This window comes from Methylobacterium terrae (assembly GCF_003173755.1).
In the GTDB taxonomy this organism is placed as follows: Bacteria; Pseudomonadota; Alphaproteobacteria; order Rhizobiales; family Beijerinckiaceae; genus Methylobacterium; species Methylobacterium terrae.
The window spans coordinates 5,120,534-5,147,460 of record NZ_CP029553.1 but is presented as its reverse complement, the minus strand read 5'-3'; the positions used below and the strand labels follow the sequence as shown (position 1 = coordinate 5,147,460).

24 protein-coding genes are annotated in these 26,927 nt (G+C 72.1%); 8 read left to right on the top strand and 16 right to left on the bottom strand.

Annotated features, from left to right (window positions below):
- Window positions 1-125: 125 nt before the first annotated feature.
- Window positions 126-542 carry an NADH:ubiquinone oxidoreductase subunit NDUFA12 gene (locus DK419_RS23810; RefSeq protein ID WP_109961293.1) on the bottom strand — a complete coding sequence of 139 codons (417 nt, stop codon included), beginning with the start codon at window positions 540-542 and terminating at the stop codon, window positions 126-128.
- A 505-nt stretch (window positions 543-1,047) separates the two neighbouring features.
- Between DK419_RS23810 and DK419_RS23805 the strand changes: the two genes are divergently transcribed.
- Window positions 1,048-4,797 carry a vitamin B12-dependent ribonucleotide reductase gene (locus DK419_RS23805; protein WP_109961292.1) on the top strand — a complete coding sequence of 1,250 codons (3,750 nt, stop codon included), beginning with the start codon at window positions 1,048-1,050 and terminating at the stop codon, window positions 4,795-4,797.
- Window positions 4,798-5,181: 384 nt separating this feature from the next.
- Here DK419_RS23805 and nikR read toward each other — a convergent pair whose 3' ends face one another.
- The 11 genes from nikR to DK419_RS23750 all read right to left on the bottom strand — a co-directional run bounded on the left by nikR (window position 5,182) and on the right by DK419_RS23750 (window position 16,595).
- Window positions 5,182-5,643 (bottom strand): nickel-responsive transcriptional regulator NikR, encoded by a 462-nt coding sequence (gene nikR / locus DK419_RS23800; RefSeq protein WP_109961291.1) that lies wholly within the window; start codon window positions 5,641-5,643, stop codon window positions 5,182-5,184.
- Between the two features lie 3 nt (window positions 5,644-5,646).
- Complete coding sequence (locus DK419_RS23795) at window positions 5,647-6,435, bottom strand: ATP-binding cassette domain-containing protein (protein ID WP_109961290.1); 789 nt, start codon at window positions 6,433-6,435, stop codon at window positions 5,647-5,649.
- Window positions 6,432-7,262 (bottom strand): ATP-binding cassette domain-containing protein, encoded by an 831-nt coding sequence (locus tag DK419_RS23790; protein WP_425352608.1) that lies wholly within the window; start codon window positions 7,260-7,262, stop codon window positions 6,432-6,434. The genes DK419_RS23795 and DK419_RS23790 overlap by 4 nt, the downstream gene beginning before the upstream one ends.
- The gene (gene nikC / locus DK419_RS23785) at window positions 7,259-8,095 is read right to left on the bottom strand and encodes a nickel ABC transporter permease subunit NikC (RefSeq protein WP_109961288.1); all 837 of its coding nucleotides are present in this window, start codon (window positions 8,093-8,095) and stop codon (window positions 7,259-7,261) included. The genes DK419_RS23790 and nikC overlap by 4 nt, the downstream gene beginning before the upstream one ends.
- On the bottom strand, window positions 8,092-9,033 hold the full coding sequence (gene nikB / locus DK419_RS23780) for a nickel ABC transporter permease subunit NikB (RefSeq protein WP_109961287.1): 942 nt from the start codon (window positions 9,031-9,033) through the stop codon (window positions 8,092-8,094). Before nikB ends, nikC begins: the two co-directional genes overlap by 4 nt.
- Window positions 9,033-10,613, bottom strand: coding sequence for a nickel ABC transporter substrate-binding protein (gene nikA / locus DK419_RS23775; protein ID WP_109961286.1), 1,581 nt, complete (start codon window positions 10,611-10,613; stop codon window positions 9,033-9,035). The genes nikB and nikA overlap by 1 nt, the downstream gene beginning before the upstream one ends.
- 210 nt (window positions 10,614-10,823) lie before the next feature.
- The gene (locus tag DK419_RS23770; RefSeq protein WP_109961285.1) at window positions 10,824-11,777 is read right to left on the bottom strand and encodes an ornithine cyclodeaminase family protein; all 954 of its coding nucleotides are present in this window, start codon (window positions 11,775-11,777) and stop codon (window positions 10,824-10,826) included.
- A gap of 115 nt (window positions 11,778-11,892) precedes the next feature.
- Window positions 11,893-13,350 carry an aldehyde dehydrogenase family protein gene (locus DK419_RS23765; protein WP_109961284.1) on the bottom strand — a complete coding sequence of 486 codons (1,458 nt, stop codon included), beginning with the start codon at window positions 13,348-13,350 and terminating at the stop codon, window positions 11,893-11,895.
- Window positions 13,347-14,624: an NAD(P)/FAD-dependent oxidoreductase gene (locus DK419_RS23760; RefSeq protein ID WP_109961283.1), complete on the bottom strand. Its 1,278-nt coding sequence runs from the start codon at window positions 14,622-14,624 to the stop codon at window positions 13,347-13,349. The genes DK419_RS23765 and DK419_RS23760 overlap by 4 nt, the downstream gene beginning before the upstream one ends.
- Window positions 14,625-14,782: 158 nt before the next feature.
- Window positions 14,783-15,664, bottom strand: coding sequence for a GNAT family N-acetyltransferase (locus tag DK419_RS23755; protein ID WP_245442667.1), 882 nt, complete (start codon window positions 15,662-15,664; stop codon window positions 14,783-14,785).
- A 58-nt stretch (window positions 15,665-15,722) separates the two neighbouring features.
- Window positions 15,723-16,595: a GNAT family N-acetyltransferase gene (locus DK419_RS23750; RefSeq protein ID WP_109961282.1), complete on the bottom strand. Its 873-nt coding sequence runs from the start codon at window positions 16,593-16,595 to the stop codon at window positions 15,723-15,725.
- A 306-nt stretch (window positions 16,596-16,901) separates the two neighbouring features.
- Between DK419_RS23750 and DK419_RS23745 the strand changes: the two genes are divergently transcribed.
- Window positions 16,902-17,258: a cupin domain-containing protein gene (locus DK419_RS23745; protein WP_109961281.1), complete on the top strand. Its 357-nt coding sequence runs from the start codon at window positions 16,902-16,904 to the stop codon at window positions 17,256-17,258.
- A 169-nt stretch (window positions 17,259-17,427) separates the two neighbouring features.
- Here DK419_RS23745 and DK419_RS23740 read toward each other — a convergent pair whose 3' ends face one another.
- Window positions 17,428-17,715 (bottom strand): DUF6894 family protein, encoded by a 288-nt coding sequence (locus tag DK419_RS23740; protein ID WP_109961280.1) that lies wholly within the window; start codon window positions 17,713-17,715, stop codon window positions 17,428-17,430.
- A gap of 380 nt (window positions 17,716-18,095) precedes the next feature.
- On the opposite strand from DK419_RS23740, the gene DK419_RS23735 reads away from it, so the two are divergent.
- Window positions 18,096-18,419 carry a hypothetical protein gene (locus tag DK419_RS23735; protein WP_109961279.1) on the top strand — a complete coding sequence of 108 codons (324 nt, stop codon included), beginning with the start codon at window positions 18,096-18,098 and terminating at the stop codon, window positions 18,417-18,419.
- Here the strand turns inward: DK419_RS23735 and uraH are convergent.
- The 3 genes from uraH to DK419_RS23720 form a co-directional block, all read right to left on the bottom strand.
- Window positions 18,404-18,769 (bottom strand): hydroxyisourate hydrolase, encoded by a 366-nt coding sequence (gene uraH, locus DK419_RS23730; RefSeq protein ID WP_109961278.1) that lies wholly within the window; start codon window positions 18,767-18,769, stop codon window positions 18,404-18,406. The two genes, DK419_RS23735 and uraH, sit on opposite strands and share 16 nt — an antisense overlap.
- A gap of 139 nt (window positions 18,770-18,908) precedes the next feature.
- A complete protein-coding gene (locus tag DK419_RS23725; protein WP_208642383.1) occupies window positions 18,909-19,580 on the bottom strand; it encodes an aspartate/glutamate racemase family protein in 672 nt (223 codons plus the stop codon).
- Between the two features lie 104 nt (window positions 19,581-19,684).
- Window positions 19,685-21,067: a M20/M25/M40 family metallo-hydrolase gene (locus DK419_RS23720; protein ID WP_109961276.1), complete on the bottom strand. Its 1,383-nt coding sequence runs from the start codon at window positions 21,065-21,067 to the stop codon at window positions 19,685-19,687.
- Between the two features lie 344 nt (window positions 21,068-21,411).
- Between DK419_RS23720 and DK419_RS23715 the strand changes: the two genes are divergently transcribed.
- The 5 genes from DK419_RS23715 to DK419_RS23695 all read left to right on the top strand — a co-directional run bounded on the left by DK419_RS23715 (window position 21,412) and on the right by DK419_RS23695 (window position 26,868).
- A complete protein-coding gene (locus DK419_RS23715; protein ID WP_109961275.1) occupies window positions 21,412-21,933 on the top strand; it encodes a (2Fe-2S)-binding protein in 522 nt (173 codons plus the stop codon).
- A complete protein-coding gene (locus DK419_RS23710) occupies window positions 21,930-22,943 on the top strand; it encodes an FAD binding domain-containing protein (RefSeq protein ID WP_109961274.1) in 1,014 nt (337 codons plus the stop codon). The genes DK419_RS23715 and DK419_RS23710 overlap by 4 nt, the downstream gene beginning before the upstream one ends.
- A gap of 9 nt (window positions 22,944-22,952) precedes the next feature.
- The gene (locus DK419_RS23705) at window positions 22,953-25,190 is read left to right on the top strand and encodes a xanthine dehydrogenase family protein molybdopterin-binding subunit (protein WP_109961273.1); all 2,238 of its coding nucleotides are present in this window, start codon (window positions 22,953-22,955) and stop codon (window positions 25,188-25,190) included.
- A gap of 79 nt (window positions 25,191-25,269) precedes the next feature.
- Window positions 25,270-26,166 (top strand): alpha/beta fold hydrolase, encoded by an 897-nt coding sequence (locus tag DK419_RS23700; protein WP_109961272.1) that lies wholly within the window; start codon window positions 25,270-25,272, stop codon window positions 26,164-26,166.
- An 87-nt stretch (window positions 26,167-26,253) separates the two neighbouring features.
- Window positions 26,254-26,868 carry a LysE family translocator gene (locus tag DK419_RS23695; protein ID WP_109961271.1) on the top strand — a complete coding sequence of 205 codons (615 nt, stop codon included), beginning with the start codon at window positions 26,254-26,256 and terminating at the stop codon, window positions 26,866-26,868.
- The last annotated feature ends 59 nt before the right edge of the window (window positions 26,869-26,927 follow it).

The window sequence follows — 26,927 nt, the reverse complement described above, 5'->3', positions numbered from 1 at the left end:
GGCTCGTCGTGAAGGCCCGTCGCCGAGGACTGCCGGCCTCTCGCGCCCGAATCACGCGGGCGCGCGGGCGCCCCTCGGTCGGCCCGCGGTAGACACCCGGAGGATGGTGGAAAAAGGGCGGCGCGCTACTCGCCCGGCACCCACGGCACGTAGTCGCCGGTCGCCGCCGGCCGCTGGCCGTAGGAGAGCTGCGAGCCGCGCGGCCGGTAGGCCGCCACGGTGCCGGTGAGGTTCTCCTCGTGCGGCTTCTGCCACTCGCGCGGGACGTAAGATTCCTCGGAGGGGGCCACGTCGGTGGCGTGGCACAGCCAGCCGCGCCAGCCCGGCGGCACCTTCGAGGCGTCGGCGTAGCCGTTGTAGATGACCCAGCGCCGCTCCGAGCCGACCGAGGCGTCGATCAGCGGGCCCTGCGCCCGGTAGTAGCGGTTGCCGAGCTCGTCCGTGCCCACGAAGCTGCCGCGGCGCTTGGTGTAAAATTCCAGGCTGACGGTCGAGCCGCTCCACCAGGTGAAGATCCGAAGCAGGGTGTCTTTCAGCGCCATCGCGACCGTCTCTGGGCTAACGCCCCCGGGAATGGGAGGGAGGCCCCCCTTACGTCGCGCGGGACTATGGTGAGATGGCCCCCGGATGTCCAGCGCGTCCCGCGTCGCAGCGGGAATCCGTGCCGGGGCCCCCGGCCGGAGGCCCGCCCGGCCCCGGAATCGGCAACGATCTGTGAACAAGTCGGTGGTCCACTGGCCCGCGGGCTGTGGGCGGGGATCAGCCCCGCGGCGATTCCGCGAAGCCCGCCGCGGCCTTAGGCGGGGGTTCGCCGCTATCCACAGGAATCCGGCCCTTAACACTATATGTAGGGAGGAACGGAGTCCGTCGACACTAGTTGTTGACGTGTGGCCGCCAGGGTCGGTAGTTTCCAGGGCATAGGACGGGCGTTCCCGAGCGGGGCTCGTGCGCGTCCACCGAGCCTCCAGCGCCCCGCCATTCCTCGTATCCGGCGGACCCCGCTTCCCTGCGGGCGGTCCCCGGCTGTTCGTGACCGGAGAGTATCCCATGCGGTTCGAGCGTCGCATCACCACTGCCGGGCAGTCGCCCTACGCCAGCATCCCGTTCCGCAAGGCGGTGAGCGAGATCCGCAACCCTGACGGGTCGGTGGTGTTCCGCCTCGAGGGCATCGACGTGCCGGAGGCCTGGAGCCAGGTCGCCTGCGACGTGCTGGCCCAGAAGTACTTCCGCAAGGCCGGCGTGCCGAAGGCGCTGAAGAAGGTCGAGGAGAACGGCGTCCCCTCGTTCCTGTGGCGCTCGGTGCCCGACGAGGCGGCGCTCGACGCCCTCCCCGAGGGTGAGCGCACCGGCTCCGAGACCTCGGCCGTGCAAGTCTTCGACCGGCTTGCCGGCTGCTGGACCTACTGGGGCTGGAAGGGCGGCTACTTCTCGAGCGAGGAGGACGCGGCGGCGTTCCACGACGAGCTGCGCGCGATGCTCGCCCGCCAGATGGTGGCGCCGAACTCGCCGCAATGGTTCAACACCGGCCTGCACTGGGCCTACGGCATCGACGGCCCCGCGCAGGGGCACTTCTACGTCGACTACAGGACCGGCGAGCTGACCCAGTCGGCGACCGCCTACGAGCACCCGCAGCCCCACGCCTGCTTCATCCAGTCCGTCGCCGACGACCTCGTCAACGAGGGCGGCATCATGGACCTGTGGGTGCGGGAGGCCCGCCTGTTCAAGTACGGCTCGGGCACCGGCTCGAACTTCTCGCGCCTGCGCGGCGAGAACGAGAAGCTCGCCGGCGGCGGCAAGTCCTCGGGCCTGATGAGCTTCCTCAAGATCGGCGACCGGGCCGCCGGCGCCATCAAGTCGGGCGGCACGACGCGCCGCGCCGCCAAGATGGTGATCGTCGACATCGACCATCCGGACGTCGAGGCCTTCATCGACTGGAAGGTCAAGGAGGAGCAGAAGGTCGCCGCCCTCGTCACCGGCTCCAAGGTTGTGTCCAGGCACCTCAAGGCGGTGATGAAGGCCTGCGTCAACTGCGAGGCCGCCGGCGACGCCTGCTTCGATCCGGAGCGCAACCCGGCGCTGAAGCGCGAGGTGAGGAGCGCCCGCAAGTCGATGGTGCCGGACGCCGCGATCAAGCGGGTGATCCAGTACGCCCGCCAGGGCTACACCGACATCTCGTTCCCGATCTACGACACCGACTGGGATTCCGAGGCCTACCTCACGGTGGCCGGCCAGAACTCGAACAACTCGGTCTCGCTCACCGACGACTTCCTGCGCGCGGTCGATGCGGATGCGGACTGGACGCTGAGCCAGCGCACGACCGGCAAGGTCGCGAAGACCGTGAAGGCCGCCGACCTGTGGGAGAAGATCGCGGAGGCCGCCTGGGCCTCGGCCGATCCGGGCCTGCACTTCAACACCACGATGAACGACTGGCACACCTGCCCGGCGGGCGGGCGGATCCGGGCCTCGAACCCGTGCTCCGAGTACATGTTCCTCGACGACACCGCCTGCAACCTCGCCTCGGCGAACCTGCTGGCGCTCTACGACCGGAGCGCGAAGCGGTTCGACGTCGAGGGCTACGAGCACCTGTGCCGGCTCTGGACCGTGGTCCTCGAGATCTCGGTGCTGATGGCGCAGTTCCCGAGCCGCGAGATCGCCGACCTCTCCTACAAGTACCGGACCCTCGGCCTCGGCTACGCCAATATCGGCGGCCTGCTGATGACCATGGGCCTGCCCTACGATTCCCGTGAGGGCCGGGCGCTCGCCGGCGCGCTCACCGCGATCATGACGGGCGTGTCCTACGCCACCTCGGCCGAGATGGCGAAGGAGCTCGGGCCGTTCCCGGCCTACGAGGAGAATGCCGACGCGATGCTGCGGGTGATCCGCAACCATCGCCGGGCCGCCCACGGCGACGCCGCGGGCTACGAGTTCCTCAACACCAACCCCGTCCCCCTCGACCATGCCGGCTGCCCGCAGGGCGAGCTGGTGGAGCACGCGAAGGCGGCCTGGGACCGGGCGCTGCAGCTCGGCGAGGAGCACGGCTTCCGCAACGCCCAGTCCACCGTGATCGCGCCGACCGGCACGATCGGCCTCGTGATGGATTGCGACACCACCGGCATCGAGCCCGACTTCGCGCTGGTGAAGTTCAAGAAGCTCGCCGGCGGCGGCTACTTCAAGATCATCAACCGGGCGGTGCCGGACGCGCTCCGCACCCTCGGCTACCGCGAGGCCGAGATCGCCGAGATCGAGGCCTACGCCGTCGGCCACGGCTCGCTCGGCCAGGCGCCGGCGATCAACCCCGGGAGCTTGCGGGCCAAGGGCTTCACCGACGACAAGATCGCGGCGGTCGAGGCGGGCCTGAAGTCGGCCTTCGACATCAAGTTCGTGTTCAACCGCTGGACGCTGGGCGAGGACTTCCTCACCCAGACCCTGAAGGTGCCGGCCGACAGGCTCGCCGACCCGTCCTTCGACCTGCTGACCTTCCTGGGCTTCAGCCGCAAGGACATCGAGGCCGCCAACGTCCACGTCTGCGGGGCGATGACGCTCGAGGGTGCGCCGCACCTCAAGTTTGAGCACTACCCGGTCTTCGACTGCGCCAATCCGTGCGGCCGGATCGGCAAGCGCTACCTCTCGGTCGAGAGCCACATCCGCATGATGGCGGCGGCGCAGCCCTTCATCTCGGGGGCGATCTCCAAGACCATCAACATGCCGAACGACGCCACGGTCGAGGATTGCAAGAACGCCTACCGGCTGTCCTGGACCCTGGCGCTCAAGGCCAACGCCCTCTACCGCGACGGCTCGAAGCTGTCGCAGCCCCTCAACGCCGCGCTCATCAGCGACGAGTCGGAGGACGAGGAGGACACCGTCGAGGCGCTGCTGGCCCAGCCGGCGGTGGCGAAGACCGTCGCGGTGACGGAGAAGATCGTCGAGCGGATCGTCGAGCGCGTCGAGCGCCTGCGCTCCCAGGAGAAGCTGCCGAGCCGCCGCAAGGGCTACACCCAGAAGGCCAAGATCGGCGGCCACACCATCTTCCTGCGCACCGGCGAGTACGACGACGGGCGGCTGGGCGAGATCTTCCTCGACATGAACAAGGAGGGCTCGGCGCTCCGGGCCTTCATCAACAACTTCGCGATCTCGGTCTCGCTCGGCCTGCAATACGGCGTGCCGCTGGAGGAGTACGTCGACGCCTTCACCTTCACCCGGTTCGAGCCGGCCGGCTTCGTGCAGGGCAACGACGCGATCAAGAACGCCACCTCGGTGCTCGACTACGTCTTCCGCGAACTGGCGATCTCGTATCTCGGCCGCAACGACCTCGCCCATGTCGACCTCTCGGAGATCGGCAACACGGCGACCGGCGTCACGCCGGCCAAGCCCAGCGCCTCGGATTCGGTGCCGGCCCACAACGTCGTCTCCCGCGGCCTGCTGCGGGGCTCCGGCGACCGGCTGACCCTGATCCACGGCGGCCCCGGCGGCACGACCCCCGGCGTCGCCGCCCCGGCCACCGGCCAGTCGGCGCCGGCCGGCGGCTCCGTCCACGCGGTGCGGGGTGCGGTGGCGCTCAAGACCGAACCCTCGCTCGCCGGGAAGGTCGAGGCGCTGGTGGAGGCCCTGCCCTTCGCCAAAGCGGACTTGGCCAAGCCGGAGGCAGCCCCCGTCCGCAGCGTCTCGGACCGCCGCGCCGAGGCCAAGATGAAGGGGTATGTCGGCGAGGCCTGCCCGGAATGCGCCAACTTCACCCTGGTGCGGAACGGCACCTGCCTGAAGTGCGACACCTGCGGCAGCACGACCGGCTGCAGCTGAGCGGCGGGTGAAGGCGGGGTCGGCCCGATGATGAGGGCCGGCCCGAGGCGGTTTCTACAATGGTAGGGGCAGGCGGCTCGTCACGGGCCGCCTGCCCTTCTCGATTCTCGGCGGCAGTCGATTTCGGCGGAAGTCGTGAGAAGAAAATGGCGCGGGTTTCTCCTCTCCCCGCGGGCGGGGAGAGGGCTGCGTTCCCGTTTCAGGGAACGCAGCGAGGCGTCAGCCGAGGGTGAGGGGGCTCGACGCGTGAGGCTCCTCCGGAAATACCCCCTCACCCTCGCCTCGGCCGCGCCTTCCGCTTGCCGCATCCCCGACAAGGGGGATGCAGCCCTCTCCCCGCCCGCGGGGAGCGGGGGATCCGGATCGCGTTCCCGATCCCACCCCTCACGTCCGGATATGCTCGTGCGGATGCGGGTCCGGCCCGTGGGGATGCTCGCCGAGTTCGATCCGCGCCGGGATGATCGACAGGCTGTCGTGGCGCACGCCGCGCTGGGTCGCGACCTCGTCGGCGAAGGCGAGGATGTCGCGCACGCGGCCGCGGACGAGGAGCGTGTGCAGGCTGGCGTCGTGGTCGAGGGGGACCTGCACCTGCGCGATGACGAGGTCGTGACGGCGCTGCTGCACCTCGGCGAGGCGCTGGCCCAGATCCCGCACCCCGGCCTCGGCCACGAAGGTGAAGGTCGCGACGCAGGACAGGTCGGGGTCGAGCCGGCGGCGCGCCTCGGCGAGGCCGCGCCGCAGGAGGTCGCGCATCGCCTCCGAGCGGCCGGCATAGCCGCGCTGCGCGACCGTGCGGTCGACCTCCGCGACGAGGTCCGGATCGAGGGTGACGGTGATCCGCTGCATCGATCACACTCCCGCCGGGGCGGCCGGCAGCACGGCGTCGATCAATTCGCGCGCCGCCGGGTGCGTCAGCGCGAGGGCGGGCCGGCAGGGCGATGCGTCGACGATCCGCCCCTCGCTCAGTACCACGACCCGGTCGGCGAAGCGGCGCGCCAGGCGCACGTCGTGGGTGACGAGCAGGAAGGCGGTGCCGTGCCGGCGGCGCAGGGCCGTCAGGCGGTCGAGGATCTCGACCTGGCGCGGCGCGTCGAGGTTCGAGACCGCCTCGTCGAGGACCACGAGGGCGGGCCGCGTGGCGAGCGCCCGGGCGAGGCCCACCCGCTGCACCTGTCCGCCGGAGAGCTGGCCCGGCAGCCGCCCGGCGCTGGCCGGATCGAGGCCGACGAGGTCGAGGAGTTCGCCGACCCGCTCGAGCCGCGCCGGACCCCGCAGGGCGGTGAGGTGGCGCAGCGGCTCGGCGAGGATCCGCCCGACCGTGTGGCGCGGGTTCACCGCCGAGAGCGGGTCCTGCAGCACCATCTGGACCGCCGCGCGGAAGGCCGTCCACCCGGCCCGGTCGAGGCCCGCGAGCGGGCGGCCGCGAAACAGCGCCGCGCCCGCGTCGGGCGCCTCGAGCCCGAGGAGCAGGCGGGCGAGCGTGCTCTTGCCCGAGCCGCTGCGGCCGATCAGGGCGACGCACTCGCCGTCGGCGAGCGAAAGCTCGATGCGGTCGAGAACCGTGCGGGGCGGACTCCGCCGCCAGCCCGCGCCGGAATAGGCCTTGCCGAGGCCGCGTGCCGCGAGCAGGGCCGTCATGCGGGGACCTCCGCTGGGACCTCCGCCCGAACCTCGTTCGGGAACTCATGCAGGGCGCGGTGGGCGGCGAGCAGCGCCCGCGTCGCCGGCTCGGCGGGGTGGGAAAAGAGCGACGCGGCGGGGGCGGTCTCGACGATGCGCCCCGCCTCCATCACCGCCACCCGGTCGGCGAGGCGCGCGACGACGCCGAGGTCGTGGGTCACGATCAGGAGGCCGAGGCCCCGCGCGCGCACGAGGCCCCCGAGAAGGTCGAGGATGCGCCCCTGCGCGACGAGGTCGAGGTCGGTGGTCGGCTCGTCGGCGATCAGGAACGGCGCGCCGGAGAGGAGCGCCAGCGCGATCATCGCCCGCTGGAGCATGCCGCCGGACATCTGGAACGGGTAGAGGTCGGGCACGCGCGGATCGTCGCCGAGGCCGACCGCGGCCAGGGCTTCCCGCATCGCCTCCCGCACCGCCGCCCGCCCGGCCCGGCCGCGGCGTCCCGCCACCGCCAGGGTCTCGCCGGCATGGTCGCCGATCGTGCGCAGCGGGTTGAAGGCGGTGCGCGGCGCCTGGAGCACGCTCGCGACGGCCCGGCCGCGCAAGGAGACCGGCTCGACCTCCGCGCCGTCGAGGAGGACGCGGCCGCCCCGTCGCCGCGTGCCCGGAGGCAGCACGTCGAGGAGGGCCGCGCAGGCCAGCGACTTGCCCGAGCCGGAGGCGCCGACGAGGGCCAGGACCTCGCCTTTGCGCAACTCCAGGGTGGCGTCCCGCACCAGCGGCACCGGCTCGGCGCCCCGCCAGGTCTCGACGCAAAGGCCCTCGGCCCGGAGCATCTGGGCGCTCACAGGCCGCGCCCCGCGACGAGCGTCGGGTCGAGGCGGTCGCGCAAGCCGTCGCCGAGGCGGTTGAAGGCCAGCACCGCGAGCGCGATCGCCAGGCCCGGCCAGACGACGAGGAGCGGCCGGGTCCAGAAGAAGGCGCGGGCGTCGTTGATCATCACGCCCCATTCCGGCGTCGGCGGCTGCACCCCGAGCCCGAGGAAGGACAGGCCGGCGACGTGGAGCGCCATGTGGCCGATATCCAGGGTGGCGAGCGCGGCGAGCGACGGGACGACGCCGGGCAGCACGTGCTCGGCGAAGACCGAGAGCGGCGGCGCCCCGGCGATCCGCGCCGCCAGCACGTAGTCGCGGGTCTTCAATTCGAGCACGAGGCCGCGCACGATGCGGGCGTACCAGGCCCAGTGCGACAGCACGATCGCCACGATCACGTTGACGAGGCCGGTGCCGAGCGCCCCGATCATGAACAGCGCCAGCACGAAGGTCGGCACGGTGAGGAAGACGTCGCACAGGCGCATCAGACCTGCGTCGAGCCGCCCGCCGACCATCCCGGCCAGCCCCCCGACCGAGAGCCCGAGGGCCAGCACCAGGGCGAGCACGACGAGGACCGAGCCCAGGGTCGTGCGCGCGCCCGCGATCAGGCGCGAGAGGATGTCGCGGCCGAGATGGTCGGTGCCGAGGAGGTGGACGAGGTTCGGCGCCTCGAAGCGGTGCGGGAGGTCGACCGCCAGGGGATCGTGCGGCGCGAGGAGGGATCCTGCGAGCGCCAGCAGCACGAAGCCGGCGGCGAGCGTGCCGGCGGCGGCGGAGCCGGGCCGGGCGGGCAGGCCGGCCGAGGTCATGCGCCCTCCTGCCCGAGGCGGATGCGCGGGTCGAGCCAGGCATAGGCGACGTCGACCGCGAGGTTGCACAGCACGAACACCACCGTCATCACCAGGGTGAAGCACTGGATCACCGGGTAGTCGCGGTCGTAGATCGCCGAGACGGCGTAGCGGCCGACCCCCGGCCAGGAGAAGATCGTCTCGACGACGAGCGCGCCGCCGAGCAGTTCCCCGACATGCATGCCGGTCGCGGTGACGACCGGCACGAGCGCGTTGCGGAAGACGTGGCGGCGGGTCACCGCGCGCTCGGAGAGGCCGCGCAGGCGCGCGTAGAGCACGTGGCGCCCGGCCCCCGCCTCGAGCATGCCTGCGCGCAGGAGCCGCGCATTGACCGAGAGCGACATCAGGCAGATGGCGAGCGCCGGCATGACGAGGTGGAACGGGGTGCCGCTTCCCATCGGCGGCAGCCACCCCAAGGTGACCGAGAAGGCGACGACGAGCAGGAAGGCGACCCAGAAATTCGGCAGCGACACGCCGAGCACCGCGACGGCGCGCACCAGCCGGTCCTGCCAGCCGCCGCGATGCCCGGCCGCCCAGGCGCCGAGCGGCAGGCTCAAGGCCAGACTGACGACGAGCGCCGCGCCGGCGAGTTCGAGGGTGGCGGGCAGGTAGCCGAGGAGGTCCGGCAGCACCGGACGGCGGGTGGCGTAGGAGAGGCCGAAATCCCCCTGCAGCGCCCGCCACAGCCAGTCGAGGTACTGGACCGCGAAGGAGCGGTCGAGGCCGAGCATCGCCCTCGCGTCGGCGAGCGCCGCATCGGTCGGCGGCACCTGCGACAGGCGCAGGTAGTCGAGCGCCGGGTCGCCGGGCCCGAGCCGCAGCACCGTGAAGACGAGGAGGGAGACGCCGAGCAGCATCGGGGGGATCAGCGCGAGGCGCGCGAGCACGAAGCGCAGCATTAGCGGCCGGCCCGGGCCGCAGCCGGCCGCATCGCGGAGAACGGGATCTCGTTCAGCGTCGCGCCGAACCCGACCCCGGCGACCGTCGCGCGGTGGACCTCGATCGCGACGGCGTGGGAGATCGGCAGGTACACGGCCGAGTCGTGGAGCGCCGTCAGGAGCTTCGCAAAGAGGCGCCTGCGCTCGGCCGGATCGGTGGCGGCGAGCGCCGCCGTGATGGTGGCGTCGATCTCAGGTTTGTCGGGCAGGCCCTTCTGGGCCTGGTAGTCGGCGTGCGAGGGCGCGCGCATCGCGCTCACGAAGGAGGCGGGATCGTAGGGCGGGCCCCAGGTCTCGCCGAAGATCAGGCCGAAGCGCCCGTCCTTCTGGCGGGCGAGGATCGCGCTCTCCTCCTCGCCGACGAGGCGTACCGCGACGCCGATCCGGGCGAGGTCGGCCTGGATCACCTCGGCGATGGCCTTCTGCTGCGCGTTGGTGCCGACGAAGTCGAGCTCGACGGCGAGGGGGCGTCCGTCCTTCGCCCGCACGCCGTCGCGCCCCCGCGCCCAGCCGGCCCCGTCGAGGAGGCGTTCCGCCGCCGCCCGGTCGAAGCCGTGGGGGGTGAGCCCGACATCGGCGTCGGGGACGCTCGGGGCGAACAGGAAATCGGCCCGGGGCTCGAGGCCGTCGAGGACGGTGCGCACCAGCGTGTCCTTGTCGATGCTCCGGTTGATCGCGAGCCGTACCGCGGGATCGTCGGTCGGGGGGCGGCCTGAGTTGAGCGCCAGCACCCGCGTGGCGAGCGGGCCCGAGACCGCGCCCGAGAAGGCCGGCGCCTGGTCGCGCAGGCGCAGGAAGGCTTCGGAGGGGATCTGGCCGGCGGCGCCGTAGACGAGATCGACCTCGCCGGTCTGGAGCGCGATGGCGCGGGTGTTGGGGTCCGGGATCACCTTGACGACGAGGCGCTGGAAGCCGGGCTTCCCGCCCCAGTAGCCCGGGTTCGCCGCGAAGGTGTCGGAGACCCCGAGCCGCGTCTCGACGAGGCGCCAGGGCCCGGTGCCGACCGGCGCCCTGAGGCCGCCGGCGGTGGTGCCGCCCTCCCCCATCGCGGCGGGCGAGACGAAGCGGAACGGGCGCGGCAGCGAGAGTTCCCGCAAGGTCGGCGCGTGGGGGCCTTTGAGCACCAGGCGGAAGGCCAGCGGGCCGGCAACTTCCGTGCGCTCGATCTGCCGGGTGAGGTCGAGCCAGGCGTGGCGGGCGCGGTTGGCGAGGATCGCGTCGAAATTGGCCTTCACGGCGGCCGCATCGAACGGCGTGCCGTCGCTGAAGGCGACGCCCGGGCGCAAGGTGAAGTCGTAGGTCCGCCCATCGGCCGAGATCGTCCAGGCGGTGGCGAGCCAGGGCTCGATCGTGCCGTCGGCCCGGTAGCGCACCAGCGGCTCGTAGACGCTCGCCTGGGCGAACATCTGGTTCGGCGCGTAGAGGTGGGGGTTCAGGGGCCCGACATTGGTCGGCCAGGAATAGGTGAGCTGCTGGCCCGCCGCCGGGGCGACGGCAGAGGCCATGAACGCGGCGACGGCGAGGCTCGCCAGCTTGGACATCGGGCCGCCCGGGTATGAGGAACGCGGGAAAATCTCCTACGCTCTGTACGGGAGCCGGCCGAGTGGGGCCAGTGGCGATCGGCCGCCGATTCGGCGGCGTTGCCGGCCGTTCCACCGAGTGTGGGCGCAGGGCCGGTCCCGAGATCGCACCCGACCCTGTCCCGGATCTCCTTCCGCCGTCGCTTCGGTCGTCCGGGACAGGGGCATCTCTCAGGTGTCGCCGGCAGCCCTCGCCGCCTCGAGCAGGAACTGGCCGAGGTAGAAATCCTGGAGCGCGATGCCGGAGCTGTCGAAGACGGTGATCTCGTCCGGGCTCGTGCGGCCGGGCTCGCGCCCCTCCAGCACCGCGCCGATTGCCGTCAGCGTCAGCGCGCCGCCCTCGATCCGCGCGCGGACGTGCTGGAACTCGCCGATCTCGATCGACTGCGCGGGCAGGTCGCAGAACAGGCGCGCCCGCTCGAACAACGCGACCGGCAGTTCCTGCTTGCCGCGGCCGTCCGAGCCCATGCCGGCGACGTGGGTGCCGGGGCGCACCCACTCGGCCGAGAACAGCGGCGCCTGCGACGGCGTCGCCGTGACGATGACGTCGGCGGCCCGGCACGCCTCCTCCGGTCCCGAGACCCGGACGTCGAGGGTGACGCCCTGCTCCGCCAGCCGGGCGGCGAAGCCCTCGGCTTTTCCCCGCTCGCGCGCCACGACGTGGAGGCGCCTGAGCGGCAGGATGCGGGCGAGCGCGCCGACCTCGTAGAGGGCCTGGTTGCCGGCCCCGAAGATCGCCAGGGTCTCGCTGTCGGGCCGCGCGAGCGCGGCGGCCGCCACCGCGTCGGCGGCGGCCGTCCGGTAGGCGTTGGCGGCCGCGGCCTCGACCACCGCGCCGATCCGCCCGCAATCCTGGTCGATGAGCAGGATCGTCGAGTTGTGGCGCGGCAGCCCGCGCGCCGGGTTGTCGTGCCAGAACGCCCCGACCTTGAGGCCGGCGAGCTCCGCCGTGGAGCCCGACTTGATCGAGAACCGGTCGCGCGGGTCCGAGGCGGAGGCGATCACCGCCGGGAAGACCCGCGCGCCCTCGGAGGCCGCCGCGACCAGCGCCCGCCGCACCGGCTCGAACGCCGCGTCGTGCGAGATCAGCCGCGACGACACGTCTTCCGGGATGAACGTGACCATCGTCGTCTCCGTGCTAGAGCACTTCACGATCGCGTCGCAATCGCGAAGCTCTCCAAGTCTTTAGTTTTGCCGCATTTTCTTCGACGAACCGGTATCCACTTCGTCGGAAAATGCTCTAGCGGTCGTATCCGAGGATCGCCTTGATCTCCAGGTATTCCTCCATGCCCTCGCGGCCGTATTCCCGGCCGTTGCCCGAGCGCTTGTAGCCGCCGAACGGCGCCTGCGGGTCCCAGTCGGGCGCGTTGAGGTGGACCTGGCCGGCGCGGATCCGCCCGGCCACCCGGCGCGCCTGCTCGAGGTCGGTGCCGTGGACGTGGGCGCCCAAGCCGTAGATCGTGTCGTTGGCGATCTCGATCGCCTCCTCGACCGTGTCGTAGGGCAGGATGGCGAGGACCGGCCCGAAGATCTCTTCCTGGGCGATCGCCATGTCGCGGCGCACCTCGGAGAACACGGTGGGCCGAGCAAACAGGCCGGCCTCGCAGCCCTCGGGCAGTCCCGGCCCGCCGGTGACGAGCTTGGCGCCCTCCTCGATGCCGATCCGGATCATCCGCTGGATGCGGTCGAACTGCGCGCGGTTGGCGATCGGGCCGTGGGTCGTCTCCTCGCGCGAGGGATCGCCGACCAGGAACGCGGATGCGGTCGCCTTCGCCAGCGCCTCGACCTCGGCGAGACGGTCGCGGGGGACGATCATCCGGGTCGGCGCGCTGCAGGACTGGCCGAGGTTGCGCATCGCCGCGGCGACGCCGAGCGGGATGCAGCGGGCGAGGTCGGCATCCGGCAGGACCACGTTCGGCGACTTGCCGCCGAGTTCCTGGGCGACGCGCTTGACCGTCGGCGCCGCGGCCTGCGCCACCAGCACGCCGGCCCGGGTCGAGCCGGTGATCGAGATCATGTCGACCTCCGGATGGGTGGCGAGCGCCTCGCCGACCACCGGTCCTGCGCCGTTGACGAGGTTGAACACGCCCGCCGGGCAGCCGGCCTCGTCCATCACCTCGGCGAAGAGCAGCGCGCTCAGGGGCGACAGCTCGCTCGGCTTGAGCACCACCGTGCAGCCGGCGGCGAGCGCCGGGCCGACCTTGGCGGTGATCTGGTAGAGCGGCCAGTTCCAGGGCGTGATCAGCGCGCAGACGCCGATCGCCTCGCGGGCGATGGCGGTGGTGCCGCGCTGCGACAGGAACGGGAAGGTCGCGAGGTTGTCGCGCGCGACCCGGAGATGGGCGGCCGCGAGCGGCACCTGTGCGGTACGGGCGTAGGTGATGGCGGCGCCCATCTCGGCGGTGAGCGCCCGCGCGAACAGCTCCAGCCGGTCCAGCACGAGGGCGTGGACGCGGTCGAGGAGGGCGGCGCGCTCCGAAGGCTCCGTCCGCGACCAGGCCGGGAAGGCGCGCCGCGCCGCGGCCACCGCGGCCTCGACGTCGTCGGCGTTGCCGAGCGCGATCTCCGCGACGGCGGCCTCGGTCGCCGGGTCGATCACGGCTGCGCGCTCGACGCCCGCCGGGTCCCGCCACGCCCCGTCGACGTAGAAGCGGCCGAGGCGCCCGGCCTCGGTCAGGTGCCGGATGGGGTCGGTCATTGGAAGCGGTCCTTGAGGCGGTAATAGGCGCCGACGAGCGGCAGGAACCAGGGCGGGCCGAGATGGCCAGGAATCGCCGGCCAGGCGAAGTCGCCCCAGGGGTTCAGCTCGGCGCGCCCGTCCATGACCTCGGCCATGATCGTGCCCATCAGGGTCGACATCTGGGTGCCGTGGCCGCTGTAGCCCATGGAGTAGTAGACCCCGTCGCGCTCGCCGGCCCGGGGCAGCCGGTCGCGGGTCATGTCGACCATGCCGCCCCAGCAGTAGTCGATGCGGGCTTGGGCGAGCTCGGGGAAGACGTCGTGCAGGGCGGCGCGCAGGATCGCGCCGCTCTTCTCGTCCGAGGCCGGGTTCGACACCGCGAAGCGGGCCCGGCCGCCGAACAGCAGGCGGTCGTCCGGCGTGGTGCGGAAGTAGTTGACGAGGTTCTTGGTGTCGGTCGCCATCCGGCGCCGCGGCGTCAGACGGTCGAGGACCGCCGCCGGCAGCGGCTCGGTGACGATCAGGAAGGCGCCGACCGGCACGATGCGCCGGCGCACCCAGCCGAGCGGCCCCGTCTGCGAGGTGCCGCTGGCGAGGAGAACCTGACGCGCCCGCACCGTGCCCTTCGGCGTGCCGACGAGGTGGCCGCCGCCGGATGCGGCCTTCAGGCTCGTCATCGGCGTGCGCTCGTGGATCGCGACGCCGCGCCGGGCGGCGGCCTCGGCGAGGCCACGCACGAAGCGCCCGACATGCATCCCGGCGCTCTTCCGGTAGACCAGGCCGCCGTGATAGCGCTGCGACCCGATCTCGGAGCGCAGGTCCGCCCGGCTCACCATCGCGGTGTCGGGATCGACGTCGGCGGCGAGCAGTTCCTGGCTGCGCGCCAGCTTGTCGTAATGCTCGGGCTTGGCCGCCAGCTTGATCTTGCCGACGCGGGCGAAGCTGCAATCGATCCCCTCCTCCCGCACCAGGCGCTCGACCGTGTCGACCCCGGCATCGAAGGCGCGGTAGAGCGTGTTGGCGGCCTCTCGCCCGAGCCGCTCCGACAGCGTCGCGTAGTCCTGGGCGAAGCCGTTGTTGCACATGCCGCCGTTGCGGCCCGAGGCGGCACCCCCGACCGTCTCGGCCTCGAGCAGCACGACGCGGGCGCCCTTCTTGGCGAGCGCCAGGGCGGCCGAGGAGCCGGTCAGCCCGCCGCCGATCACCGCGACGTCGCAGGTGCCCTCGACCGGGCCCGCGGCACCGCTCGAGAACGGCCTCGACGTGTCGAGCCAGTAGGAGGTGAGCTTCATGGCGGCTCCGCGGTCTTCAAGGCCGAGAGGGCGCGACGGCCCGGAGCGGACCGCGGCGCGGTCCACCCTCGGCGGGTTTCGTCAAGGTGATCGCCGGATCTCCTGCGAGACCGGCAGGCGGTCGGAGGCCCGGGCCGGCTCGCGCCGGTCGAGGCGCCTCAGTTGAGCGACTGGTTGGAGAGCGCGAACACGCGCATCGGCCCGGCGGGCGGCAGGGTGCCGCGCACCATCGTGAGGGCGTCGCCGGTCTGGGGCAGGCCGATCCCGGTCAGCCAGGACGACAATCCCGACTCGGTCGAGGTGTCGACCCGCACGAAGCGGCCGTCGAGGCGGGCGAGCGCCGCCGCGATCAGGCGGCGCGCCTCGGCGGCGTCCCCGGCGACCACCGGCCCGACGACGTGGCCCCGCCCGAACGGGCGCGAGATCGCGTAGCCGGCGGGTGCGCCGTCGCGCAGGAGGACGAACCCGTCGCCCGCCGCGGCGAGGGCCTCGACGAGCGGGCGCCGGTCGAGCCCCGTCGCCGCGCGGTCGAGGCGCAGGACGGCCCCGAGATCCGCCGGCACCATCGCCCGGACGCGGTCGTCCGGCAGTGGGGGAACCTGCGCCGTGAACGGGCCCTGGTGCTGCCGCAGGGTGCCGGCCGGCACGAAGCCGTAGCGCTCGTAGAGGGCGCGCCCCTCCGGCGTCGAGTTGAGGAGGATGCTGCGCGGGCCGGCCGCCTCGATGAGCGCCGCTACCAGCCGCGTCCCGTAGCCCCGCCCCTGCGCCGCCTTCGCGACGATGATCATGCCGACGGTGGCGTGGCTCTCGCCGTAAGGGAACAGGGCCGCCGTGCCGACGACCCCGCCGTCCCGCTCCAGGACGAATCCCCGGCCGAGGCGGAGCGCGAAGTCCCAGTCCTCGATCCGGTAGGGCCAGGCCATCTCCCGCGACAGAGCCAGGGCCCCATCGCGATGCGCGCCGGTGAACGGCACCAGGGCGACGGGGTCGGTGTCGCTCCGGGGATCCGGGGAGGCGGCCGGGAGGCTTGCGGCTTCCATGACGGGGACGGGCTTCTTTGGTCGATCGAGGGGGAGTGGCGGGCCGGGCGCGCCGCGCCTAGCTCAGCGCGTGCGCCGCCAGGGCGTAGGTACCCGGCGATCCGGCTTCGACCCTGGGCAGGGGCGCGCCGCGGGTCATCGTCGTCACGGTGTCGTGCAGGGGCAGGCCGGCCGCGTGCAGGAAGGCGCGCAGCACGCCGCCCGACTGGCGCGTGTCGAGGCGCACGAACTGGCCGTCGAGCCCGACGAGGAGCGCGGCGACGAGCTGCACGGCGTCCTCCTCGCTCTCGGCGACGACCGGCCCGACGACCCAGCCCCGCCCGAACGGGCGGCGCATCGCGTAAGCGGCGAGCCGCCCGCCGCGCCGCAGGCCGCGGATCTCGGCGGTCTCGGCGAGCCGTGCCATCAGGTGCGACCGGTCGGCCCCGAAGGCGGCCGCGTCGAGGGCCGCGACCTCGCCGAGGTCGGCGGCCGAGATCGCCTCGACCGCGTCCGTGACGCCCGGGACGACCGGCCGCACGTAGCCCTGGCACTGATGGACCGTCGCCTGCGGCTCGAAGCCGAGCGAGCGGTAGAGGCTGTAGGCGGCGCGGGTCGCGTTCAGGATCAGGCGGCGCTCGCCGCATTGCCGGAGGATGCCCTCCATCATCCAGCGCCCGCCGCCATGGGTCTGGACCCGCGGCGAGGTGATGACCATCCCGATCGTCGCGCAATCGGCGCCGTAGGGAAACCACATCGCCGAGCTGAACACCCGGCCGATCTCGTCGAGGGCGACGAAGCCGCGGCCGACCTTGCGCAGGAAATCCCAGTCGGCCGGGCGATGCGGCCACTCGACGCCGAGGGACAGGCCGTGCAGCGATTCCACGTCGACGGAGGCGATATCCTGCGAGGCGAGGTCGAAGGATTGCAGGCGCATGGTGTTCTGGGACATCGTCACCGCATCCTCTCCCCCGGCGGCCGGCCGGAGCGCAGCCCGGACCGGGCCGGTTCCGCGTCGCACGGCCTCACCGCTCGCTCCAAGATGACCCGGGTCCGTCCGCGGTTTCTGCCGAGGAACGGGTGGTTTTCGGAATATTCGGCCGAACTCTCCCGCGCGACGGCAGGAATGCCGGCAGTCCCGCCGGTAGCTTCGGGCCGGTTCCGATGGAGGCGGCCTCGCGGCCGATCCGACCCCTTCGACACCGAGCCGGGTCTCACGACCCTCGCGGGCCCGCCCCGCACGCCCAAGGAAACCGGCATGTCCCTTCTCGTCACCCTCGACCCCAACCCGACCTTCGCGCCGAAGCCGGGCCTGCCGCTGCCCGAGCGCCTGATCTCGGGCGCGCCGGAGTTCAAGACCTGGGCGCAGGACGAGTCCCGCGACGGGATGGTCAAGAGCGGCATCTGGGAAGCGACCCCGGGCGAGACCCACTCGATCAAGGGCACGACCTTCGAGTTCTGCCACATCCTCTCCGGCCTGGTGGAGATCGAGGAGAAGGGCGGCGAGACCCAGACCTACAAGGCCGGCGACAGCTTCGTCATGAAGCCCGGCTTCGTCGGCATCTGGCGCACGATCGAGACCGTCCGCAAGATCTACGTCTGCGTCTACGAGTGAGCGCGGCCGTGCCGTCGCGCGCGATGCGCGGGTGACGGGCATCGACGGGATGAGCGGGCCTTCCCGGGGCCTGCCTCTCCTCCGCGAGGCGGCCGGGAGGCCGCCATCCCGTTCGCTCCCGGCGTTGCACGACGCGGCCGAACCGGCCCTGCGCGTGCCGTCCGGGGCGTCAATGGCCCGTCGGCGTCTCGTGCCGCGGCTCCTCGGGCGCGTCCCCCGCCAGGGCCTCGGCGAAGGGGAATTCCAGCACCACCTCGCCGGCCTCGTCGGTGACCACCAGGCTCGCGGCGAGCAGGCGGTCGTGGCTCGCGCTCGCCGTCATCTTGGGATCGTCCATCATCGTGCGGATGATCGACCGCGACGCTTCCCAGGCGTGATCGGGATCGCGAAGCTCCTCGCCGTTCAGATCGGTGATGACGTCCTCGCCGATGTGAGTGTTGAAGAAGTATCGGGGCATGGGCAATCCTTCCGGCCGGACAGAGGCTCTACCTGCCCTGTCCGTCCCGACTGTGCCAGTCCCCCGATCGGGTGGTAGGATACCGATCTCGACGCGCTTGCCGGTCTGTGGATCGAGAATGACGAATCCCATCGTCAACTCCTGCGCGATGCGCCCCGCCGCCCGGACCCGGTGACGGCGCAACCTGTGGCGAAGATGAGGCCCCGCCCGGGCATCGACGTGCCGGCGGACGGCGGCGCGGGAACCTGGACGAAGCCGGCTCATGGCCACTTGCGCTGCGCCCGGGATTCAGGCTTCCTGAGGGTCGGGAATCGGGTGAAACGCTAGGTCATGGAACACCGGCGTCGCCCGGCTTCCCCCGAGGGAGCTCGAGACGTCCGATGGTGTGGCGCATCGTTCATTGGCACCGCAGGCCGACCCCGCCCGACCTCGTCGGCGGCTTCGATCCCGTCTACTACCTCGGCAAGAATCCGGACGTCGCGGCCGAGGGGTGCGATCCCCTCGATCACTACCTGTATTTCGGCTGGCGCGAGGGGCGCGATCCGTCCGCCGAGTTCAGCACCACCGGCTACCTCTCGGCCAATCCGGACGTGGCGCGGGCGGGCGTGAACCCCCTGCTCCATTACCGCGAGCACGGCCTGTTCGAGCGTCGCCGCGGCTGGCAGAAGCCGGGGTCCGGCGCGTCCGCTCAGCTGCCCCGATAGGTGCTGTAGGCGTAGGGCGCGATCAGCAGGGGCACGTGGTAGTGGTCGAGTCCGGGCCGGACCACGAAGCGCACCGGCACCTCGTCGAGGAAGTCGCCGCCCCCCGCGTCGCCCGCTCCCGCGAAATAGGCGCCGACCGCGAAGACCAGCTCGTAGATCCCGGGCCGCAGGGCCGCTCCCGAGAGCAGCGGCGCGTCGCAGCGCCCGTCCGCGTTGGTGAGGGTGCGGGCGACCTCCTCCCGCGCCCCGTCGGCGAGGCGCCAGAGCTGGATCGCCACCCCGGCGGCGGGCCGGCCGTGGGCGGTGTCGAGCACGTGGGTCGTCAGGCGCGGGCGATCTGGGCTCGACATGATCGGAACTCCGTTCTCGGGCTCCCGGGGTGCCCGAGGGCTGCCGTGCGGTCAAGCTCGGCGTGCCGGCACGCCTCGCATCTGCGCTCCCGCCGCGACGAGCGCCCGCGAATTGGTGAACGGCGCGGAGCGGCCTCGATCAGGCCTCGGCCAGCGCGAAGTCGACTGCCGCCTCGGCGTGGATCGCCGTTGTGTCGAAGAGCGGAACCGCGCTGTCGTCCGGCCGCACCAGCAGCATGATCTCGGTGCAGCCGAGGATGATCGCCTCCGCGCCCCGCTCGACCAGCCGGGCGATGATCGCGCGATACGCCTCGCGCGAGGCGGGCTCGGCCCGGCCCTGGACCAACTCCTGGTAGATCACCCGGTGGACCTCCGCCCGGTCGTCGGGCTCGGGCACCAGCACGTCGAGGCCGTGGCGCTCAGCGAGGCGGCCCTTGTAGAAGTCCTGCTCCATGGTGAAGGCGGTGCCCAGCAGGCCGACCCGCGACAGGCCGGTGGCGCGGATCCGCTCCGCCGTCGGGTCGGCGATGTGCAGGAGCGGCAGGCCGATCGCGGCCTGCACCGCGTCGGCCATGCGGTGCATGGTGTTGGTGCAGATCACCACGACGTCGGCCCCGCCCCGCTCGAGCCGCCGGGCGGCCCCGATCAGCTCGGCCGTCGCCTCGTCCCAGCGCCCGGCATGCTGCAGGGCCTCGATCTCGCCGAAGTCGAACGACCACAGCAGGCAGCGCGCCGAGCGCAGGCCGCCCAGACGCGCGCGCACCGTCTCGTTGACGATGCGGTAGTACTCGGCCGAGCTCTCCCAGCTCATCCCGCCGATCAGGCCGATGACCTTCTGCTGCACCACGGGCCTCCTCGATCGACGACGCGCGCCGGAACAGCCTGCCGCCGGTCGTCCGGCGGCAGGCGCCCACCCTACTTCGCCAGCGCTGCCAGGATCCGCGCCCAGGAGCGCGTGCCCTTGTGGAAGCTCTGCAGGTCGTACTTCTCGTTCGGCGAGTGCACCCGGTCGTCGTCGAGGCCGAAGCCGACGAGCAGCGTGTCGAGGCCGAGCGTGCGCTTGAAGTCGCCGACGATCGGGATCGAGCCGCCCGATCCGATCGTCACCGGGGCCCGGCCCCATTCCTCGGCGAGCGCCTCCTTGGCGGCCTCGAGCGCGGGCATGCCGTGAGGGAGCGCGAGCGCCCGCGAGCCCTTGTGGGTGACGACCTCGGCCGAGCAATCGGCCGGGATGCGGGCCGCGACGAAGGCCCGGAAGTTGCGGTCGAGCGCCTCCGGGTCCTGGTCGCCGACGAGGCGGAACGAGATCTTGGCGCTCGCCTTCGCGGCGATCACCGTCTTGGTGCCCTCGCCGGTATAGCCGCCGATGATGCCGTTGACGTCGCAGGTCGGCCGGGACTGGATCTGCTCGATCAGCATCCGGTCGCGCTCGCCAGCCGGCCGGTCGAGGCCGACGGTGCCGAGGAAGCTCTCGGGCGTCAGGTCGAGGCCCCGCCACTGCTCCAGCACCTCGGGCGGCGTCTCGTGCACGCCGTCGTAGAAGCCCGGCACGGTCACCCGGCCGTCCTCGTCGTGCAGGTCGGCGATGATGCGCGAGAGCACCCGGATCGGGTTGGCGGCCGCGCCCCCGAACAGGCCCGAATGCAGGTCGCGGTCGGCGCAACTCACCGTGACCTCGAAATACGCGAGGCCCCGCAGCGACGAGGTGATGGCCGGGGTGTCGCGGTCCCACATCCCGGTGTCGCAGACCAGCGCGACGTCGGCCTTGAGCTCGTCGCGGTTCGCCGCGACCCATTCGGGCAGGAACTTCGAGCCGTCCTCCTCGGCGCCCTCGATCAGGATCGTGACGCCGACCGGCAGTTCGCCGTCGATCGCCTTGAAGGCGCGGCAGGCCTCGACGAAGGTCATCACCTGTCCCTTGTCGTCGCAGGCGCCGCGCGCGCTGACGACCTTCCTGCCGTCCGGGAGCGTCGCCATGCGCGGCTCGAAGGGCGGCGTCTCCCACTCGTCCAGCGGATCGACCGGCTGCACGTCGTAATGGCCGTAGAACAGGACGTGGGGAGCGCCGGGCTTCGGGTAATGGCCGAGCACCACCGGATGGCCGCCGGTCTCCCGCAGGGAGGCCTGAAAGCCCATGGCGGACAAATCCCCCTTCAGCCACTCCGCCGCCTTCCGGCACTCCGCCGCGTAGGCCGGATCGGTCGAGATCGATTGGATGCGCAGGAAGGCGAACAGCCGCTCCAGCGAGTTGTCGAGGTCGCGGTCGATGTCGTTGAGGATCCGGTCGGGCGCGGCCATGCGGGGTCTCCGGGTGCGGGTCGTATCGGGCGCGGGGACGGGTGTCCCGCCGCGATCCCGTCATCACTAGCGCAGCGGGACGGCGGCCAGAAGCGGCGGAAGACGGGCGACGGGCGGCTTCGGGTGCATGGCGGGCGAAACTGGGGACGTCCCCCCGCCCGAAGGCTCGCACCGGAGCCCTCCCGCCGCAGAGGGGGGAGGGTTCCGGTGCGAGCCCGCCTCGATACTCCCTTGGGGAACGTCCACACCTTGGAACAGTTATGGGGTATGCCGCCCGGCTCGAGGGCCGCGCGCCCTCTTTGCGCGCGCCGAGGCCGGGCTCCTTCACGATCGATGGCAGGCCCATGCTGAGCGAAAGCGGCTCCCCCGCCCTACCGGACACGATCCCGGTCACCCTGACGGTCAACGGGCAGGAGCGCCGGCTCCAGGTCGCGCCCTGGACGACCCTCCTCGACCTCCTGCGCGAGGAACTCGACCTCACGGGCACCAAGAAAGGCTGCGACCACGGCCAGTGCGGCGCCTGCACGGTGATCGTCGACGGCAAGCGGATCAATTCCTGCCTGGCGCTGGCCGTGCAGAAGGACGGCGCCCACGTCACCACCATCGAGGGCCTGTCGAGCGGCAGCCTGCATCCGGTCCAGGCCGCGTTCCTGGAGCACGACGCCTTCCAGTGCGGCTACTGCACGCCGGGCCAGATCATGTCGGCGGTCGCCCTGATCGAGGAGGGCCGCGCACGCTCGCGCGACGAGATCCGCGAGCACATGAGCGGCAACATCTGCCGCTGCGGCGCCTACGCCAACATCGTCGACGCCGTCGAGGACGTGCTGAAGAGCAAGTCGTCCTCGTTCCGGGAGGCCGCGGAATGAACCGGTTCGAGTATACCCGCGCCGACACCGTGCAGGAGGCCGTGCAGGCGCTCGCCGCCGATCCGGCGGCGCGCTTCATCGCCGGGGGCACCAACCTCGTCGATCTGATGAAGTACAACGTCGAGCGGCCGGGCCGGCTCGTCGACATCACCCGGCTCCCGCTCGACGAGATCGTCCAGCACGAAGGGGGCTTGCGCCTCGGCGCGCTCGTGCCGAACGCCACGCTCGCCTACGACCCGCTGGTCAACGAGCGCTATCCGCTGCTCGCCAGCGCGCTGCTCGCCGGCGCCTCGCCGCAGCTGCGCAACGCCGCGACCACCGGCGGCAACCTCTTGCAGCGCACCCGCTGCTACTATTTCTACGACGAGGGCACGCCCTGCAACAAGCGCCAGCCCGGCAGCGGCTGCCCGGCGATAACCGGGGTCAACCGGATCCACGCGATCCTGGGCGCCTCCGACACCTGCATCGCCACCCACCCCTCCGACATGTGCGTGGCGCTGGCGGCGCTCGAGGCCACCGTGCAGGTCGAGGGTCCGGACGGGCGCCGCAGCATTCCCTCCGGGGAGTTCCACCGCCTGCCGGGCGACGCGCCGCAGACCGACACCACGCTGCGGCACGGCGAGATCGTGCTCTCGGTCGACCTGCCGGACGAGGACTTCTCCAAGCACTACACCTACCTGAAGCTGCGCGACCGGCTCTCTTACGCCTTCGCGCTGGTCTCGGTCGCGGCCGCCCTGGAGATGGACGGCGACACGATCCGCACCGCCCGCCTCGCGCTCGGCGGCGTCGCCCACAAGCCCTGGCGCAACGCCGAGGCCGAAGCCCGCCTCCAGGGCAGGCCCGCCAGCCCTGAGACCTTCCGCGAGGCCGCGGACGTGATCCTGGCGGAGGCCCGCCCCTACGCCCACAACGCCTTCAAGGTCGAGCTGGCGCGGCGCGCCATCGTGCGGGGTCTCGCCCAAGCCGCCGCCGGCACGCCGCAATCCCAGACCGACAAGCGCATCGCCTGAGGTAAACCCATGGCCACTCCCTCCCGCTTCGTCGGCACCGCCCAGAGCCGACAGGACGGCCCCGCCAAGGTGACGGGCGCCGCCAAGTACGCCGCCGAGTTCACCGCCCCCGACCTCGCCCACGGCGTCGTGGTCTCGAGCGCCATCGCCAAGGGCCGGATCACCGCGATCGACGCGAGCGCCGCCGAGGCGGTGCCCGGCGTGATCAAGGTGCTCACCCACGAGAACAAGGCGCGTACCGCCTGGCTCGACTACAATTACCAGGATCAGGTCGCGCCCCCCGGCTCGCCGTTCCGGGCGCTCAACGGCCCCGAGATCGTCTACGGTGGCCAGCCGGTGGCGCTCGTGGTCGCCGAGAGCTTCGAGCTCGCCCGCTACGGCGCCACCCTGGTCAAGGTGACCTATTCCGAGGAGGCGCCGAACACCGACCTCTCGAAGACCCTTGACGCGGCCTACGTGCCGCCGAAGAAGCGCTCCGGCATCAAGCCGCCGCCGGACCCGCGCGGCGACGCGGCGGGGGCCTACGACAAGGCGCCGATCCAGCTCCGCCAGGAGTACAAGCAGGCGATCGAGCACCACAACCCGATGGAGCCGCACGCCTCGACCGTCGTCTACGAGGGCGGGGGCAAGCTCACCATCCACGACAAGATCCAGGGCGTGAACAACACGCAAGGGTACGTCTGCGGGGTGTTCGGGCTGAAGCCCGACGACGTGCGGGTGATCACGCCTTACGTCGGCGGCGGTTTCGGCTCGGGGTTGCGGCCGCAATACCAGCTCTACCTGGCGGTGTCTGCCGCCCTCGACCTCAAGCGCTCGGTCCGGGTGGTGCTGACCCGCGACCAGATGTTCACCTTCGGCTACCGGCCCGAGACCTTCCAGACCGTGGCGCTCGGGGCCGACGAGGACGGCCGCCTCCAGGCGCTCACCCACGATGCGGTGGCCGGCACCTCGACCTTCGAGGATTATCAGGAAGCGGTCGTCAACTGGTCGGGCCTGCTCTACCACTGCCCGAACGTCACGCTCGACTACAAGCTCGCCAAGATCGACACCTACACCCCGTCCGACATGCGGGCGCCCGGTGCCGTCACGGGCATCTTCGCCCTCGAATCGGCGATGGACGAGCTCGCCTACGCCACCGGCGTCGATCCCCTGGAACTGCGCCTGCGCAACTACGCCGAGCGCGACGAGGGCGAGGGCAAGGAGTTCACCTCGAAGGCCCTGCGCGCCGCCTACGAGCAGGGCGCCGAGCGGTTCGGCTGGGGCAAGCGCGAGGCGGAGCCGCGCGCGATGCGCGACGGGCGCGAGCTCGTCGGCTGGGGCATGGCGACCGGCGTGTGGGAGGCCATGATGATGCAGTCGAGCGCGAGCGCGACGCTCACGCCCGACGGAAAGCTCGAACTCGCCTGCTCCACCGCGGATCTCGGCACCGGCACCTACACGATCCTCTCCCAGATCGGCGCCGACGCGCTCGGCCTGCCCCTCGACCGCGTGACGACCCGGCTCGGCGACACCGCGCTCCCCGAGGCGCCGCTCGCCGGCGGATCCTGGACCGCGGCGTCCTCGGGCGCCGCCGTGCAGGCGGCCTGCCGCACGGTGGCGGAGACGCTGTTCGGCTACGCCCGCGGCATGGCGAATTCGCCCCTGGCGAATGCCGACTTCGCCCACGTCACCTTCGCCGACGGGGAGATCCGGCTCCAGAACGACCCCTCGCGCAAGGTCGGAATCGCCGAGGCGATGCGGGCCGTGGGCGTCGAGACGGTCGCCGCGACCGAGAAGGTCAAGCCGAGCATGCTCACCAACATGCGCTTCTCGGCCTACACCCACTCGGCGGTCTTCGCCGAGGTGAAGGTCGACGAGGAGCTCGGCGTGGTCCGGGTGACGCGGGTGGTCAGCGCCATCGCGGCCGGCAAGATCCTGAACCTCAAGACCGCCCGCAGCCAGATCCTCGGCGGGGTGGTGATGGGGATCGGCGCGGCGCTCGAGGAGGAGTCGATGCTCGACCACAACCTCGGGCGGATCATGAACCACAATCTCGGCGAGTACCACGTGCCGGTGAACGCCGACATCCACGACATCGAGGTGATCTTCGTCGACGAGCACGACGACAAGGTCAGCCCGCTCGGCGTCAAGGGGCTGGGCGAGATCGGCATCGTGGGGGCGGCCGCCGCGGTGGCGAACGCGGTGTTCCACGCCACCGGCAAGCGGGTGCGCGAGCTGCCGATCACCATCGACAAGATCCTCGGCTGATCCATCTTAGCCGTTCGAGGGAAGCAGGGCGGAGCCTTCACGGGCTCCGCCCTTCGTGTCCGCGACGGGAGCATTGCCCATGGACGTCAACAGCGTCGCCGCCGGCGAGGTCGAGATCACCTACGAGGCCTCGGGCCCCGACATGGGGCAGCCGATCCTGCTGCTGCACGGCTGGCCGGACGATCCGCGGACCTTCGACGGCGTGGTGCCGAAGCTCAACGCCGCCGGCTGGCGCACCATCGTGCCCTACTGGCGCGGCTGCGGCCCGACGAAGTTCGTCAATGCCGAGGGTCCGAGGACCGGCGAGACGGCGGCGCTCGCCACCGACATCCTGGCCTTCATGGACGCCCTCGGCTTCTCGCGCCTGCCGGTCGTCGGGCACGATTGGGGTGCGCGCGTCGCCTACCTGCTGGCGGCGGCCCGGCCGCAGCGCGTCGCCTCGATCGCCGCCCTGTCGGTGCCCTGGGCGCCGGGCCGCATCGGCGTGCCGCCGCTGCCGCAGGTGCGCGCCTTCTGGTACCAGTGGTTCATGAACACCGAGCCCGGCGCCGCCTTCGTGCGCGAGAACCCCCTCGCCTTCGCCCGCGAGCAATGGGTGGCCTGGGGCCCGGCCGGCCCGTGGTTCACCGACGAGACCTTCGGCAAGACCGCTCCCTCGTTCCAGAACCCCGACTGGGCCGCGGTGACGCTCAACTTCTATCGCTCGCGCTGGGGCGCCGACGCGCCCGACCCGCGCTTCGCCGACCTCGCCCGGGAGGCCGAGGAGGCGCGCGGCATCGCTGTGCCGACCCTGGTGATCCACGGCGCGGCCGATTCCTGCGTGCTGCCGGCCTCGTTCTCGGGCCAGGAGCAGCATTTCACCGGGCCGTACCGGCAGGTCGAGCTGGAGGGGGTGGGCCACTTCCCGACCCGGGAGGCGCCCGACAAGGTCGCGGAGGCGCTGCTGACGCATCTCGGCGAGGTGGGAGAGCATTGAGGGCGGGCCGCTCGCCTCGAGCGGCGCCGGCGGCGACGGCGTGAGACTTGCCTCGACCCTTGCGTCTCTCGACGCAGGGGAAGTCCAATGGAACCCGTTACGCTACTCTCGTTCGCTGCCGCCTTCCTGGTCTTCGCCGCGAGCCCCGGGCCCGACAACATGACCATCGTCGCCCGCACCCTGTCGCACGGGCCGGGCGCCGGGATCGCCTACGGGTTCGGCATGGTGGTCGGCATCCTGGCCTTCCTCGTCCTCGCCGCTGCGGGCCTCTCGGTCGTCGCGCAGGAGATGGGAGCGGTGATGACGGTCCTGCGCTACGCAGGCGCGGCCTACCTGGTCTGGGCCGGGATCCGGCTCTGGACCGCCGAGCCCGTGCTGCCGGCCGAGCGCGCCGGGAGCACGCGGCCGGGGCTGGCGGCGAGCGTGCTGACCGGCCTCGCCCTCAATCTCGGCAACCCAAAAATGCCGCTGTTCTACCTTGCTCTCCTGCCGAACGTCGTCGGCGCGGCCCTCACCCCGGCGCAGGTCGGGATCCTGGCGGCGGTGATCCTCGCGGTCGAGGCCCTGGTCATCGGCGGGCACGTGCTTCTCGCCGGCCGGCTGCGGCATGCCCTGCGGACCCGCGCCGCCGTGAGGCGGGCGAACCGCGTCGCCGGCGGGGTGATGGTCGGCGCGGGCGTCGCGGTCATCGCGGCGCGCTGACGGCGTGTCCTTTTCCGTCCGCTTCCGGTCCGGGCGCGGTCTTTCGGGACCGAGGGCGG